10 protein-coding genes are annotated in these 15453 nt (G+C 66.4%); 2 read left to right on the forward strand and 8 right to left on the reverse strand.

The annotated features are described in order from the left end of the window. Positions 1-76: 76 nt before the first annotated feature. From U8330_RS21835 to U8330_RS21855, 5 genes are read right to left on the reverse strand one after another with little or no spacing between them, the layout of a single operon-like run. Positions 77-1696 (reverse strand): ABC transporter substrate-binding protein, encoded by a 1620-nt coding sequence (locus U8330_RS21835; RefSeq protein WP_323107687.1) that lies wholly within the window; start codon positions 1694-1696, stop codon positions 77-79. 28 nt (positions 1697-1724) lie between these two features. Next, positions 1725-2645: an ABC transporter permease gene (locus tag U8330_RS21840; RefSeq protein ID WP_323107688.1), complete on the reverse strand. Its 921-nt coding sequence runs from the start codon at positions 2643-2645 to the stop codon at positions 1725-1727. Next, positions 2645-3493, reverse strand: a complete 849-nt coding sequence (locus U8330_RS21845; protein WP_323107689.1) for an ABC transporter permease — start codon at positions 3491-3493, stop codon at positions 2645-2647. The genes U8330_RS21840 and U8330_RS21845 overlap by 1 nt, the downstream gene beginning before the upstream one ends. Then, positions 3493-4074, reverse strand: coding sequence for an ANTAR domain-containing response regulator (locus U8330_RS21850; RefSeq protein WP_323107796.1), 582 nt, complete (start codon positions 4072-4074; stop codon positions 3493-3495). Before U8330_RS21850 ends, U8330_RS21845 begins: the two co-directional genes overlap by 1 nt. Further along, positions 4074-5210, reverse strand: a complete 1137-nt coding sequence (locus tag U8330_RS21855) for a transporter substrate-binding protein (protein ID WP_323107690.1) — start codon at positions 5208-5210, stop codon at positions 4074-4076. The genes U8330_RS21850 and U8330_RS21855 overlap by 1 nt, the downstream gene beginning before the upstream one ends. Positions 5211-5524: 314 nt before the next feature. On the opposite strand from U8330_RS21855, the gene U8330_RS21860 reads away from it, so the two are divergent. Both U8330_RS21860 and U8330_RS21865 read left to right on the forward strand, forming a co-directional pair. Next, positions 5525-6001: a DUF4126 family protein gene (locus tag U8330_RS21860; protein ID WP_323107691.1), complete on the forward strand. Its 477-nt coding sequence runs from the start codon at positions 5525-5527 to the stop codon at positions 5999-6001. Continuing rightward, positions 5998-7365 carry an FAD-containing oxidoreductase gene (locus tag U8330_RS21865; RefSeq protein ID WP_323107692.1) on the forward strand — a complete coding sequence of 456 codons (1368 nt, stop codon included), beginning with the start codon at positions 5998-6000 and terminating at the stop codon, positions 7363-7365. The genes U8330_RS21860 and U8330_RS21865 overlap by 4 nt, the downstream gene beginning before the upstream one ends. On the opposite strand, the gene U8330_RS21870 is transcribed toward U8330_RS21865, so the two are convergent. The 3 genes from U8330_RS21870 to glf all read right to left on the reverse strand — a co-directional run bounded on the left by U8330_RS21870 (position 7356) and on the right by glf (position 15413). Beyond that, positions 7356-9635, reverse strand: coding sequence for a glycosyltransferase (locus tag U8330_RS21870; protein ID WP_416236953.1), 2280 nt, complete (start codon positions 9633-9635; stop codon positions 7356-7358). The genes U8330_RS21865 and U8330_RS21870 overlap by 10 nt on opposite strands. Before the next feature lie 2 nt (positions 9636-9637). Next, positions 9638-12865, reverse strand: a complete 3228-nt coding sequence (locus U8330_RS21875; protein ID WP_416236958.1) for a glycosyltransferase — start codon at positions 12863-12865, stop codon at positions 9638-9640. 103 nt (positions 12866-12968) lie between these two features. Beyond that, a complete protein-coding gene (gene glf, locus U8330_RS21880) occupies positions 12969-15413 on the reverse strand; it encodes a UDP-galactopyranose mutase (protein ID WP_323107694.1) in 2445 nt (814 codons plus the stop codon). Positions 15414-15453 lie beyond the last annotated feature (40 nt).

Raw genomic sequence — 15453 nt, forward strand, 5'->3', positions numbered from 1 at the left:
GATGCCTCCGGTGTTTTTCTTGTGTTTCCTCAAGGCTCCTCCCCCCGCCGGGGAGGGAGGAGCAGGGGTCTCGCCCTTACTGCTTCACATAGATGGCGTCGTAATTGATGACGCGGGTCGGATCGATGTAGATGTTGTCCGGACCGCCCATGCGCAGCGACTTGGCGACGACACGCCGCTCGTTGATGACCGGCACCCACGGGGCGTCCGCCATGATGTCGGTGAAGATCTTGCCCCAGACGGCCTGGCGCTCGGATGCCTTGGCCGGGTCGGACATGGAATCCGCCTCGACCGCCCGCTTGTCGAGCGCCTCGTTGCAGTACCAGGACCAGTTCCAGCCACCCTGCACCGCGCCGCTGCAGCCGAGGATCGGGCCGTAGAAGTTGGACGGATCCGGGAAGTCGGCGATCCAGGCCATGCCGCCCGACCAGACCATCGGGGCCTCGCCTTCCGTGCCGCCGGCCGCGATCACATTGCCCTGGGCAAGCGCGCGAACCTCGGCCTTGACGCCGATCGCAGCCAGATCCTGCTGGATCGCCTGGGCGATGCGCGGCTGCGGATCGGTGTTGGTCGAGTAGAGCACGGTCTCGAACCCATCGGCGAAGCCTGCTTCGGCGAGCAGTGCCTTGGCCTTCTCGACGTCGAAGGCATAGCCGGTGAAGCTCTTGTCGTAGCCGGGCATGAGCGGCGGCAGCGGCTGGTTGGCCGGCGTCGCCCGTCCGTTGAGGATGCGCGTGATGCGCTCCTTGTTGACCGCCATGTTGATCGCCTGGCGAACCTTGACGTTGTCGAGCGGCTTGACCTTGGTGTTGAGCGTCAGGTAGCCGGTGTGCAGCTGTTCGCCATCGACGATCATCTGCGCGCCGTCCGGCGAGTTCTTGATTTCCAGGAACTTGGCCGGCGGAATGCCGTCGCCGGCGATGTCCACCTCGCCGCGCTGCAGGCGCAGCAGTGCCACCAGCGGCTCCTGGCCGACCTCGACCGTGACCTTGTCGACGAAGGGCAGGTCCTTGTTGAAGTAGTCGGGGTTGCGGTCCAGCACGAGCTTCTGGCCGATGGTCCAGGAATTCAGCACGAAGGTGCCGGAGCCGACCGGCTTCTTGCCGAAATCGCCGCCGGCGGCCTCGACGGCCTCCTTCGGCACGACCGAGGCGAAGTTGATCGCCAGAACGTGCAGGAAGGTCGCATCGGGGCGGGAAAGCTTGAAGACGACCGTCTGGTCATCCGGCGTCTCGATGCCCGAAAGCGTTTCGGAAGTGCCGCCGGAGACTGCGTCGAAGCCGGCGATCGCGCCGAAGAAGCCGGCGCCGGGCCCCTGGGTCTTCGGGTTGACGGCCCGTTCGATCGAGTATTTCACGTCGGAGGCCACGACCGTGCGGCCGTTCGAGAACTTGACGTTGGGCCGCAGCTTGAACGTATAGGTCAGGCCGTCCGGGGAAACCTCGAAACTTTCGGCGAGCGAGGGGATGAGCTTGGCCGTGCCCGGCTCGTAATCCATCAGGCGCGAATAGAGGCTCTTGATCATCGACCAGTTGACCCAGTCATAGCCGATGGCCGGATCGAGGGTCGTGATGTCGTCCTTGTAGGTGACGACGATATCGCCGCCCTTGGCGGGCGTATCCTGGGCGCTGGCCGAAAACGGCATCAGCGCCATCAGGGCGGCGGCGGTTGAACCGAGAAGCAGACTTTTGAACATGGATGTGTTCCCCTTTCGTCGTTTGGCTTCACTGTGTGCGGATGCGGGGGTCGATGACCGGCGCAACGAGGTCGGCAACGAGGTTGCCGAGAATGATGGCGAGCGCGGAGGTGAGCGTGACGCCCATGATGATCGGAATGTCGACCTGCTGGATCGCCTGCCAGGCCAGCTGGCCGATGCCAGGCCAGCCATAGACGGCCTCGACCACCACGACGCCGCCCATGAACTGGCCGATATCGATGCCGATCATGGCGATGATCGGCAGGATGGCATTGGGCAGCACATGGCGCAGCGTGACGCGGGCGGCGGACAGGCCCTTGGCCCGGGCCGTGCGGATGTAATCCTGGTTGAGCACGTCGATCATCGCCGAGCGGACCATGCGCGCATACCAGCCGGCGCCGAGAATGCCGAGCGTGGCGGCCGGCAGCACCACATGGGCGGCCGACCCGTAGCCCGACATCGGAAACCAGCCGAGCGTCGCCGCGAAGACATAGAGAAGCAGCAGCGCTACCACGAACTGCGGCGCCGAGACGCCGACGAAGGCCGACATCATGACGATGCGGTCGACCAGGCCGCCGCGCTTCAGCGCTGCGATCGAGCCGAGGAGGACGCCGAGCAGCACTTCGATGACGATTCCGGCCGCCATCAGCGTCAGGGTTGCCGGCAGACGCGCGGCGATGAGCGTCACCACTTCGGTCTTCTGCGCATAGGAGCGGCCGAGATCGCCCTGCACCAGACCGCCGACATAATGGGCGAACTGCACGGGGAGCGGCTGGTCGAGGCCGAGTTCGCGACGGATGTTTTCCACCGTCTGTGCCGTCGCGCTCCGGCCGGCCAGCATGCGCGCCGGATCGGCGGGCAGGGCGTAGAGCAGCACGAAGGTGATGGCTGCGACGCCGAACAGGATCAGGACGCATTGGACGAGACGTTTTGCCAGAAGCGTGAGCATCAGCCTCTCCCCCTCTGGGTCGGATCGAGAATGTCGCGCAGTGCATCCCCGACAAGGTTGAAGGCGAGCGCGGTGACGAGGATGAGGGCGCCGGGGAAGAAGACCAGCCACGGGGCTGCCTGGAAGTAGCTCTGGCTTTCGAAAATGATATTGCCCCAGGAAGGATCCGGCGGCTGCACGCCGATGCCGAGGAAGGAGAGCGTCGCCTCGAGCAGGACGGTGGTGGCGATGCCGAGCGTGCCCCAGACGATCGCCGTCGGCACGAGATGCGGCAGGATATGCAGGAAAAGAATGCGGGCATGCCCGGCGCCGAGAGAGCGCTCGGCCAGGATGAAGTCGCGCTCCACCAGTCCGCGCGTCTCGGTAAAGACGATGCGCGCCACCTGTACCCAGTTGACGAGGGCGATGACCATGGCGACGATCCAGAGACTGGGCTTGAGCAGGGCAGCCAGCACGATGGCAAGCAGCAATGCGGGGAAGGCCATCATCAGATCCGTGAAGCGCATCATGAGGTTGCCGGCCCAGCCGCGCAGGTAGCCCGCGGTAATGCCGACGAGCAGTCCGATCGCGACTGCCACGCCGTTGGCCACGAGGCCGATGACGAGCGAAGTGCGTGCGCCGAACAGCATGCGGGAAAGCAGATCGCGACCGAGCGTATCGGTCCCGAGCGGGAAGGCGCCGCCGGGCGGCATGGGCGCGCCTTCCAGGGTCAGCCCGTCGAACATCTGCTCGTCGGGATTGAAGGGCGCGAAGACCGGCGCGCCGAGCGCCGCGACGACCACGAAGACGATGACCAGCAGGCCGAACAGCGCCGCCGGCTGCCGGCCGAGTTCTTTGAGGATTCGCATCAGCCTGCCTCGCTCAGGGTTTCGAGGCCGCCCACCAGGAGCGCCGCCAGTTGTTCGATGGGCATGCGCCGGCGCATGGCGCCGCTGCGCAAGAGGACGAAGGCCTGCTCGTCGTCGATCCGCCGGTCGGCCTTGATCTGGTTGACGGCGGCGAAGACGATCGGCCGCAGTTTCAGCCGTTCCTCCAGCTTCGCGATCCGCGCCTCGTCTTCCATCCGCTGCTCATGCGCCGTGACGGCGAGCACGAGGGCGGGATAGATGGTCGAGGCAGCGACCGGCTTTGGAATGAAGGCGGTCGCGCCGCAATCGATTGCCCAGGCGATCCGGCCCGGTGCTTCCGAGCCGAGCAGGGCCGCGACCGGGCGGGCGGGCTTGCGCCGCGCCCAGGGCAGCAGCTCGTCCCAGCCGCGATCGGCATCGACGATCACGAGATCGGGCAGCTGGTCGTCGGCAAGCGGCAGCCATTGCAGCGACGCGGCGATGCCGAGCAGGGCCAGCTGGCGGCGCAGCTTCTCGGTGTTGGCATCCTCCTCCGCGAGAATGACGACGCGCCAGCCGGTGAAATTCGGGGTCTTCGCCATCATGATACGACCCTCAAGAGCGGGTCGCGCCGCGTCATGTTGCCGGTCAGATAGGGGTCGGCCAGGAGAGGCGGCCGCGAGGCGATCACGTCGAAGGCCCGCTCGCCATTGATCTGGCCGAGCAGGAACGGCAGCGCGGCATGGTTGGTGGCGGGATCGATGGTCATCGCGCCGAAGAGGCCTGGCCAGGTCTGCGCCTGGACATGGCGGCGGATGCTGGCAGGCGTGCTGTCGGAGGTCGATTCAATCGCGGCGATGCAGATCGTGGCGGCCATGTAGGCGCTGGCGAAGATGCTGGAGACCCGCCGCGAACCGGGCTTATAGGCGCGAAGCCGCGCCTTGAATGCATGGTTCTCGGGGCTTTCCAGCGTGTCGAAATAGGAGGCGGCGCAGAGCTGGCCGACGGCGGCACCGGGGGCGATCTCCTCCAGCTCGCTTTCCTGCAGGTCGCAGCTCGCCACCGGGCAGTTCCTGGGCAGGAAGGCCGGGTCGCGCTGGCCGAGCGCATGCATCGCCTCGAGGAAGGCGTAGCTCGACGGACCGATGAGATTGTTGAGGATGAAGCTCGGACGCTTCTCGACGATATCGGCGATGATGCGTTCGACCGACGTTTCCTCGAGCGGCAGGTAGCGTTCGCCAAGCACCGTGCCGCCGGCATTGCTGACCAGCTCGCGCGCCAGGCGGTTCATCTCCCAACCCCAGACATAGTTCGCACCGACGAGATAGGGGCGGGCGCCATAACGCGGGATGAGGTGATCGAAGAGGGGGATCAGGTGCTGGTTCGGGCAGCCGCCGAGATAGATGACATTCTCGTTCGCCTCGAACCCTTCATAGGGGCACATGTACCAGAGCAGCCCGTCATGCTTCTCGACCAGCGGCAGCACCTCCTTGCGCGCGGCGGAGGTGATGGTGCCGATGATGTGTCGGCAGCCGCTATCGCGGATCAGGCTGCGCGCGCCTTCCAGATAGGCGGAGAGATCGGCATGCGGATCGAAGAACACCGGCTGGATACGGCTGCCGCCGGCCTCGCGGTAATCGTGGAAGGCAAAGTCCACGCCGTCGAAGGCATCGCGACCCATGGCGCCGTAAGGCCCGGTCGTCGAATAGAGAATGCCGATCTTCACAGGGTCCAGCATATGCCTTCCAAACGCAAAAAAACCCACAACGCGGTCTCCCGGTAACCGGGGCGTTGTGGGGCCATGTTGCCCGCTGACGGATGTCGTCGATGTGGCACCATCGGGCGAATGCCTCAATGATGAGCATGATTAAAATCTATCCATCCGTCACTTGTCAAGCACGGAAAATGGAAGCGTTTGAAAGAGACATGCGCCGTGGGCCGTGTCATCGGTCGAGGGAGAGGCACGCCGCGCGTCGCGAGACATGAAAGCAGGTGATGACGGATGCCGGTGATCGGAGTAGGCTGAGGATGCGGCCATTTCCGGGGGGTATCATGGTTTACCTGCTTGCATGTCTGATCGGCATCATTGCCGGCCTTCGAGCCATGACGGCGCCGGCGGCAGTTGCCTGGGCCGCATATCTCGGCGTGCTCGATCTTTCCTCGTCCTGGCTGTCCTTCCTCGGCTCGGTCTGGGCCGTCGGTCTCCTGACGGCGCTGGCTCTGGCGGAATTGGTCACCGACCAGCTTCCCTCCACGCCCAGCCGCCTCGTGCCGCAGCAGTTCGGGGCGCGCGTGGTGACCGGCGCCCTTTCGGGAGCTGCGATCGCCCTGCCCAACGCTGCTTGGGGTCTGGGGCTGCTCGCCGGAATTCTCGGCGCCGTCATCGGCACCTATGGCGGAGCGGCCTTGCGCGGCTGGCTCGCCGCCCGCTTCCGCCGCGATCCGCCTGCGGCCATCATCGAAGACGCCATCGCGGTGATCGGCGCCGTTCTCGTCATCTCTGCCCTCTCGCCCCCGGTGGCGGCATGAGGGCGTTCGATGCGATCATCGTCGGCGCCGGACAGGCCGGCCCCTCTCTGGCCGGCCGGCTGAGCGACGCCGGGAAAACCGTGGCCATCATCGAGCGGAAGCATGTGGGCGGAACCTGCGTCAACACCGGCTGCAAGCCCACCAAGACGCTGGTCGCCAGCGCCTATGCCGCGCGGCTGGCGCAACGGGCTTCCGACTATGGTGTGCAACTGGGCGGGCCCGTCACGATCGACATGCCGGCGGTCATGCGGCGGGCGTATCAGGTGACGCTCGACAGCCGGCACGGCAACGAACGCTGGCTTGGCAGCATGGCAGGCTGCACGCTGATCCGCGGACATGCGCGGTTTACGGACAGGACCACTCTTCGCGTCGGCGAGGATTTCTTGACCGCGCCGCAGATCTTCCTCAACGTGGGCGGCCGTGCGGCAATCCCGGACTTTCCGGGTCTTGCGGACATCCCATACCTGACCAACAGCGACATGGTGAGGCTCGACCGCGTGCCCGGCCACCTCGTCATCATCGGCGGCAGCTATATCGGGCTCGAATTCGCGCAGATGTTTCGCCGCTTCGGTGCCGAGGTGACCGTCATCGAAAAGGGTCCCCGCCTCGTCGGCCGCGAGGACGAGAAGACCTCAACTGCCATCCGCGAGATCCTGGAAGCCGAGGGGGTGTGCGTGGTGACGGGCGCGGACGACATCCGCTTTCGAAAGGAGGGACGCGTCGTCGTCGTTCATCCGGGCGACGGCAAGGCGGATGTGACGGGGACCGACGTCCTGCTCGCGGTCGGCCGCCGTCCGAACACCGATGATCTCGGGCTGGAGACGGCGGGGGTGGAGGTGGATGCGCGCGGCTATATCCGGGTCGACGATCAGCTCGCGACGACGGCTGAAGGCATCTGGGCGCTGGGCGATTGCAACGGCAAGGGCGCTTTCACCCACACGGCCTATAATGATTTCGAGATCGTCGCGGCCAACCTCATCGATGGGGAGGCCCGCAGGGTCTCCGACCGCATTCCCGGCTACGCGCTCTATATCGATCCGCCGCTCGGGCGGGTGGGTATGAGCGAGGCGGAGGCGCGCAAGACCGGCAGGCCGATCCTCGTCAGCCATATCCCGATGAGCAAGGTCGGCCGAGCGGTCGAGAAGGGCGAGACCCAAGGCTTCATGACGCTCGTGGCCGATGCCGAGACGCGGCAGATCCTCGGCGCCGCCATTCTCGGCACAGGCGGGGACGAGGCCATTCACGGCGTGCTCGACATGATGAATGCCGGGGCGACCGTCGACCAGCTGCGTTGGGCCGTCCCGATCCATCCGACCGTTTCGGAATTCTGGCCGACGGTCGTCACCGGTCTCGGTCAGGGCTGAGAGAGACTGCGTGGATCGGTGCGAATGCCGCTCTGTGCCAACTCCCCCATCCCCTTACGGATTGCGTCCAGAAGCGGCGAGTAAGCGATGCGGCCGGTTTCTCCCGGCGTTGCCGAGAGCAGCCCGTTCTGGCAGGCGCGGCCGTCGTCCCAGCCGGGGTGATTGACGATCGGGTAAAGGCAGAGCCCCTCGAGCGGCACGCCGGCCTTCATCGCGGCCAGCGATTCCTGCAGGACATAGTTGAACCATGCCGGCCGCCGCCCGTCCTCGATCCCGGTTTCGGCGATCGTCACCGGCCGCCCGTAGCGGGCATAGGTTTCGGCGAGGATGGCGCGGAAGGGCTTGTAAAGCGGATGACCATGGTCGATCGGCGGGCCGCCATGGATCCACTGGTTGTTGAAGTAGTAATTGACGCCGAGAATATCGAGATAGCGTGGATGACCGCCGATCTGCGGCCACATGCGCCCGCAGAGCAGATCCCAGCCCTGGAACTGCGATTGCCGATGCCCCTCGGCCACCTGCGCCTCGTGCGGGCGGGAGGGGTCGGGGATGACGTTGATGACCGGATCGCAATGGACGAAGCGCGCCCGCGGGTCCACGGCCCAGATGGCATCCATCGCCGCGATCGAGGCGCGGGCGAGCTGGACTTTCAGCTCGAAGCCACGGCCATTCGCAAAGGGGTTGAGATAACCGGCATCGCCAGCCCCCCAGGAGAAGAACGAGATCTCGTTGACGGGGCAATAGAAGGGGACGTCATCGCTGACGCTGCGGACCAGGTGCGCGCAGGCTCCGGCAAAGGCCGCGAAGCGCTCGACGAAGCGCGGCGACCAGATGTCGAGACCGTCCGGCCAGCCATAATGCAGGAGATCCCAGATGACCTGCGTCCGGCTTCGCGCCGCCGCCTCCAGCATCGGCCGGATGCTCGCCATGTCATACTGTCCGGGGGATGTCTCGATCAGATGCCAGCGGAAGCCGTCGCGCACGGTGCGGATGCCGAGGCCGCTCAGCTGGCGGTAATCTGCCTCCGCGAACCGGTCGTGGCCGATGGCGGCCAGCATGTCGAGCCGCGCCCCCTCGCCATCATGGCCGCGCAGACGATGCGTCGAACATTCGAAGCCGCCCTGGACGAAGGACTGGAACAGGCCGCTCGGCCGACCCTCAGCACGCTCCTCAAGAACCTCCGTAAACAGCGCCGTCCATTGCGGCGCGACGGCATCGACGGCATATCGGGTCTCGACGCTCTTGCGCAGCGCGTGGCCAAGCCGCGCACGAAGCGACGGGTCGCCAATGAGCCGCAGCATGGCCGCCGCCACGGCGGAAGGATCGGAATAGGGGACGAAGAGGCCGGAGACCTCGTCCTCGATCTGCTGCAGCGCGCCGTTGTCCGGCGTTGCGATGACCGGCAGCGAAGCGGCGCCGGCCTCGGCGATGACATGCGGCATGCCTTCGCCCCTGGAAAGCCAGGCAAAGATGTCGAGGGCCGAGAGCAGGTCGGGAATGTCCTTTCTGTCGCCCAGGAACTGCAGAATCGGGGAGAGGCCGAGCTTCTGCGCGAGCGTCCGCAGGCGCACCGCATAGTCCGGCAGGAAGGCGTCGGGTCCGCCGATCACCACGAAGCGCGCCTCCGGAACCTCCGCATGGACGCGCGCCGCCGCCTCGATGAAATCCTCGACATTCTTCTTCGGATCGAGCCGGCCCACCCAGCCGATGAGGATCTGCCCCTCCGCGACCCCCAGCGCTGCGCGCATTGCAGGGCGGCGTGCGGGATCGAAGGCCTTTAGGTCGACCATGGAGGGGATCTCGAGCGCCTGCGCCTCGCGGCCTTGCATCCGCGACGCCGCCGCATCCCGGATCGAGCGGCAGACGCCGACATACCGGCTGGTGAAATGCTTCGGCCCTGCCAGCGCTTCGGACACCAGCCCGCCATGCTCGATCAGCGGCGGGCGCAGATGCAGGCGCTCCAGGGCCGGATAGACATCGGCGACGTTCTGGCAGGACACGATCACGTCGTAGCCCGGCATCTTGCCGGCGAGATAAGTGACCGTGTCGTCGAAGGAGAGCGCATAGGGCGCTGTGTCGACATGGACGCCGAGCGCGCGCAGTTGCTCGTGCGTCTGTTCCGGCATCTCCTGCTTGCGGAAGCAGGCGACGACGTCGATCTGGTAGCGTGTCCGGTCGAGATGCTCGGCCAGCAGGCGCACCTCCGTTTCCTCTCCGCCCACCACCAGCCAGGCGAAGACGAAGAGGATCCTGATCGGGCTTTCCTCCATTCCTATTCACCCACCTGGAAGACGACCTGCAGGAAGTCCGGACGCTCTTCCACCAGATGCGACAGGAAGCGGGGTGCCTCGTCGATCGGGATGATGTGGGTGATCATATGCTCGCGGATCGCCGCACCATGGCTTTTCAGAAGCGTGACCGTCGCCTGCGCCAGGCGGCGGCGGTCCCAAAGGGGGCCGAGCCCGCGCGGCACGCGGTTGATCTGCGCGCAGCGGATCGACAGGCCATTGTGGTGGAACTCCTCGCCAAGGCGCAGCGCGTCCGCACCGCCCTGGTAGAAGGCGAGATCGATCACGGTGCCTTGCGGGCGCAGCGCCTTCAGCGCGGTGTGCAGGCTGCCGGCATGGGCGCGCGTCTGGAAGACGAGGTCTGCGCCGCGGCCCATGGCGCCGTCGTGCCAGCGCGCCTTGGCATGCTGCCAGGCCTGCTCCTCCGTCATCGCGCTGAAGCCCAGCGCCTCGGCCTTGGACCGGCGGAACTCGGACGGATCGGTGATGACGACCTCCGACGCGCCGAGCGACTTGGCAAAGAGCGCCGTCATCAGCCCGACCGTGCCAGCTCCGATCACGATCACCGGCCGGTCGCGCACGCCGGCGCCGAGTGCGGGCACATGGGCGCCGAACGCTTCGGCATCGGCATGGAGAATGCCGTTGGCGGCGATCGGGCCCATCTGCGCGACAAGCACGCCGAGCACGGGGTCGATTGCGTCGGGCAGCGGGATCAGCACGTCGTGGAAGGGATCGGCGGTATGACCCGTCTTGTGTCCGAAGGTCGTCGCGACGATCTCGCCGGCGGCGAAGCCGTGCGCGCGGCTTTCACTGACCCGGCCAACTTCCATATAGCCGAGGAAGGGCACCGGGTAATGCAGGTCGGGCTCGTTGTCGATGAACACGCCGCGGCCGCCGTCGAAGCGCGAGCGGAAATAGGGATTGGTGTTCTTGAGAAAGGTCAGCTCGGTGCCGGCGGAAAGGCCGGTGTAAAGCGTATCGAGCCGGACATGGCCGTCTGCCGGAGGCCCTTCCTCATACTCGAAGAAATAGGCGCGGCCCGGGGCCTCGATGCCCAGCGAGCGGACCTTGCGGTGCCCCGGCGGCATGCCTTGCGGCGGCGCTTCGGGGCGCGGCTGCGGCATCAGCGGCGCCAGCGCCGGCCGTTCGATACCGGGGTTCTCGAGGTGGACCGGCTGGCCCGACCGGGCGGACGCCACGACGGCAAGCGCCAGGCGATGGGTCGCCAGCGCATCGTGATAGGGGCAGCGGATCCGGTTCTCGCCGCCGCGCACGGCATCGATGAAGTCCCGGTCCTCGCGCCAGACCGGGTCGCCATCCGCACCGCGCACCGGGCGCCCGCGTCCGACATCGACCATGATGTCGCGGTCGGTCAGCTCGATGGCCAGCCGGTCGGCGAAGATATGGAGGCCGACACGGTGGTTCCAGCCGAGCAGGCAGGTGGAGGCGATGTTGGCAATGACGCCGCTGTCGAAGGTGAGGCTGGCTGTCGTCACGGTCGGAACGTCAAGGCCCGGAAACTCCGGCCGGTCCTTGTGACCTGCCTGTCCGTAGACATCGGTCACCTCGCCGACGAGGAAGCGTGCCAAGTCGAGGAGGTGCGTGGTCTGTTCTACCATCTGCCCGCCGGACTGGTCCTCCTTCCACCACCATTGTGGCGGTGGGGTGCTGTCCAGCCAATAGCCGGAAAGAAGCTGAGCCGGGTTCTCGGCCAGAAGGCTGCGGGCTTCATCGACGATGTCGAGATAGCGCCAGTGATAGCCGACGGCCGTGACGAGGTTCTTCTCGGCGATCGCCGCCGCGATGCCTTCCGCCGTCGCCAGATCGAGGCTGACCGGCTTTTCGACGAAGAAGGGAATGGAGCGGGCGATGAGATCATGTTCCGGTGCGCCATGCGCGAAGGGCGGAATGCAGACATAGACGGCATCGAGCGGGACGGCATCCAGCATGGCGCGATGATCGGAGAAGGCTTTCGCGCCGAAGCGCATGCCCGCCGCTTCGGCGCGGCCCATGTCTGGATCCGAGAAGGCGACCAGCGCCACATCATCGAAGCCGGCAAGGATATCGAGATGGCGGTTGGCGATGCCGCCCGCGCCGATGAAGCCGATGCGTAGTTTTTGCATGGAAGGGTCCTTGTGCATGACGCTGTTTGATCCCGGCTGGCCTTGCGCCAGGACCTGCCGGTAGAGCGCAGCGGTTTCCGCCGCCATTCGCTCTGCCGAAAACTGGTGGAGAAAGCGCGCGTGGCCGGCCTTGCCGGCAGCGGACCGCATCTGCGGATCGCCGAGCGCGCGCGTGAGGAGGGCCGCGAGTGCCTGCGGATCGCCCGGCGGGCAGTAGAGGGCATGCTGGTCGCCCAGCGCTTCGAGCGTGCCGCCGATCCTGGTCGCCGCCACCGGAAGACCGAGCGACATGGCTTCCAGCACGGCCAGCGGCAGCCCTTCGAAACGGGAGGGAAGAACGAAGAGATCGGCCGCCGCCATCAGCGCCGCGATATCGGCGCGGTGTCCGAGGAAGCGGATCGCGCGGTTGAGGCCGAGCCTTGCCACCTGCTGCTCGGCCGCCGCCTGCCTGTCGCCGCTGCCGACGAGAAGCAGGACTGTATCCGGATGCGCCGCGAGCACGGCCGGCATCGCCCCGATCAGCGTCTCATGGTCCTTCTGCGGCGTGAACCGGGCGACAGTCAGCAAGACGGGTCGCTTGCCAAGGCTCAGCGACTGCCGAAGCACGGCGGGGTCGCCCGTGTGCTCAAGCGGGAAAACGCCATTGCGCACCACCGCGCATTTCGCCCTTTCGAGGCCTGCGGCCTCGTAACTGCGGGCCGAGGCCTCGGAGACGGTGATGTGGCGGGCGACGGAGGCGCTGTGATGCTCGAACGCCTGCCGCTGGTCCGGGTCGGTCAAGAGATAGGGCAGGTGCTCGGTGCGGATCGTCGGGATCGCGCAGTCTGCCCCGGCCTGCGTAAGGCCATGGCCTTCCCAGCCGATGCCGGCATGGACATGCAGCAGATCGACGCCCGCCTGCCTCAGCCACGCGGCGAGAGCCTCCTGCCTGTCCGCCTGTTTGACCGCAAGCCCCAGACGGGCCGCTTTCTGCAGCAGCGGCATCGCCTTTTCAGAGGTTGCGACCAGGGTCACGGACCAGGTGAGCGGCGACGCTCCTTCAGCCATCGCCACCCGCGTGCCGTCCAGCGCGCGGGCAAGCGTGATCATGTGCTCGCCCAGGCCGGAAGGGTCGTCGCTGTCTGTCGCCAGCGCAAGGCGCAGAACCGCCTGCCGGCCCGGATCGGGCAGGGGCGGCGCGATGGACCGCCTGTCACTCATGCAGGCTGCCAGCCACCAGAGCAACCGTATCCTTCGGTTTCGACAGCCGGCGATAGGTGGCCAGCGCCTGGCCCACCACCTGGTCCATATTGTAATAGCGATAGGTGCCGAGACGCCCGACGAAGGTGACGTCGTCGCGCGCGCGGGCCAGGGCCTCGTATCGCTTGTAGAGCGCCTGGTTCTCCGGCCGGGGGATCGGATAGTAGGGATCGCCGTCGGCCCGCGCGAATTCGTAGCTGATGCTGGTCTTCGGGTGGATCTGTCCCGTCAGATGCTTGTACTCCGTCACCCGCGTATAGGGCACGGTTTCGGACGGGAAGTTGACGACGGCCACCGGCAGCAGCCGACGCGCATCATGGGTCTCGTGACGGAACTCGAGGCTGCGATAGGGCAGTGGGCCGTAGCAATGGTCGAAATATTCGTCGATCGGCCCGGTGAAGATCGTCTGCGGGGCGAGCCGCTCGCGCTTCAGGTCGGCATGATCGGTGCCGGTCATGACCGTGATGCCGTCGTGGTCGAGCATGCGCTCGAACATGCGCGTGTAGCCATCGCGCGGCATGGCCTGGAACGTGTCGGAGAAATAGCGGTCGTCGGTGCTCGTGCGCGTCGGAACCCGCGCGGTCACGGCGCGGTCGAGCTCGGACGGATCGAGGCCCCACTGCTTGCGCGTATAGCCCTCAAAGAAGGCTTCGTAGAGGGCGGTGCCCACCTGCGAGACGACGACGTCGCGCGAGGTCAGGATCGGTTCCTGCGGCTCCGCGCGTGCGGCGAGGAAGGATGCGGCGTCGGCATCGCAGCGCAGATCGAGGCCGTAAAGCGCGTTCAGCGTCGTGCGGTTGATCGGGATGGGAAGTCGCTTGTCGCCGACCTCCGCCAGCACCCGGTGCTCGTAGGGCCGCCATTCGGTGAAGCGGGAGAGATAGTTGAACACGTCTTCGCTGTTGGTATGAAAGATGTGCGGGCCATAGCGATGCACGAGGATGCCGGCCGCATCGTAGTGATCATAGGCGTTGCCGGCGATATGGGGGCGTTTGTCGCAGACGAGGACACGCTTGCCTCCATCCGCGGCAAGACGCTCCGCGAGAACCGATCCCGCAAAACCCGCGCCGACGATCAGGTAGTCGTAAGGGTGCTTGCCGGAGCGGTCGCCAGACCGGAGAGCGGGGGCGGAGAGGCGCACATCCGCGGCCCGGCTGCCAAGAGGCAGGATCGATGCGCGGGAGCCCGTCGTGGCGAGTCCCTCGATCTTCGCGGATGGCTCAGCCTTCGCCGGCACCGCGCCGCGCGCGACGGCCTGGCACAGGAGCTGCGCCATCGAGCGGAAGGTCATGTCCCACGACGTCTGCTTGAGCCGCTCGTCGACGGCGCTCAACCAGGACTCGTCGGAGCCTGCGAGACGGAGAGCCTCGTCGCAGGCGCGGGCGAAGGCCTCCGCGTCGTTCTCCAGAAAGACACCGGGCACATCGCTGTAGCTGCGCACCACATCGGCAATCCGCGTCCCGACCACCGGGCGCCCGGCGGCGAGATATTCGGGCGTCTTGGTCGGGCTGATGAACCGGGTCGCCTCGTTCAAGGCAAAGGGCATCAGGGCCACGTCCCAGCCGGCGAGATAGGCCGGCAGATCGCCATAGGCTTTCTGGCCGAGATAATGGATGTTTTCCGCCCGCGGCAGATCGTCCTGCGAGATCTTGACGACCGGACCCAGGAACACGAAGGACAGCGCCGGCCGCGCGGCGGCCACTTTGGCGATCAGCGCGAGATCGAGCCGCTCGTCGATGACGCCGTAATAGCCAAGGCGGGGGCCCTTGATCGCGGCCTGGTCTGCCGGCTCCTGCAGGGAGCCGCGCGCAGCCCGGAAATGCGCAACATCGACGCTGGAAGGAAAGGGGTGGATGTTGTCGTGCTGGGCGCGGCGAGCCTCGTAAAGGCTGTGGCCGCCGGTGAAGACCACGTCGGCCCGCGCCATCAGCGCCCGCTCGGTCTCTTTCAGCTGCGGCGGGGCGAATTTGAAATTGGCAAGTTCGTCCATGCAGTCGTAGACGACCGCCGCCGCATCGACGTGGCGCGCGAAGGAAAACATCATCGGCGTATAGAACCACAGGATCGGCTTGCGCCCGCCATGGAGCGCAATGAGATCGGCCAGAAGCTTGCCGAGTGCGGCCTCGCGGTCCGCCTCGTTCCACCAATGCGGCACGCGCGGACGGATCGCTTTGACGGTCGTGCCCTCGAACGGGTGGATCTCCAGATAGGCCAGGTGATGGTCCGTTGGGATATATTCCTCGAAGTAGAAGACCTGCCGATGGGCGGCAAAGCGCTGCATGAGGTGCTGCGGTCGCTGAAGCACGAAGTCCCAGCGCAGATGCGAGAAGCAGATGAGGGGAATATCCGGAGGGAGCTTCGTCTCGGGGGTAGGCAGAAACGAGCTCAACACATCCATGGGCCATCCTCACACAGCAGGTGCTGTCGAACTGAGGCTC

This window comes from Rhizobium sp. CC-YZS058, assembly GCF_034720595.1.
Lineage (GTDB): Bacteria > Pseudomonadota > Alphaproteobacteria > Rhizobiales > Rhizobiaceae > Ferranicluibacter.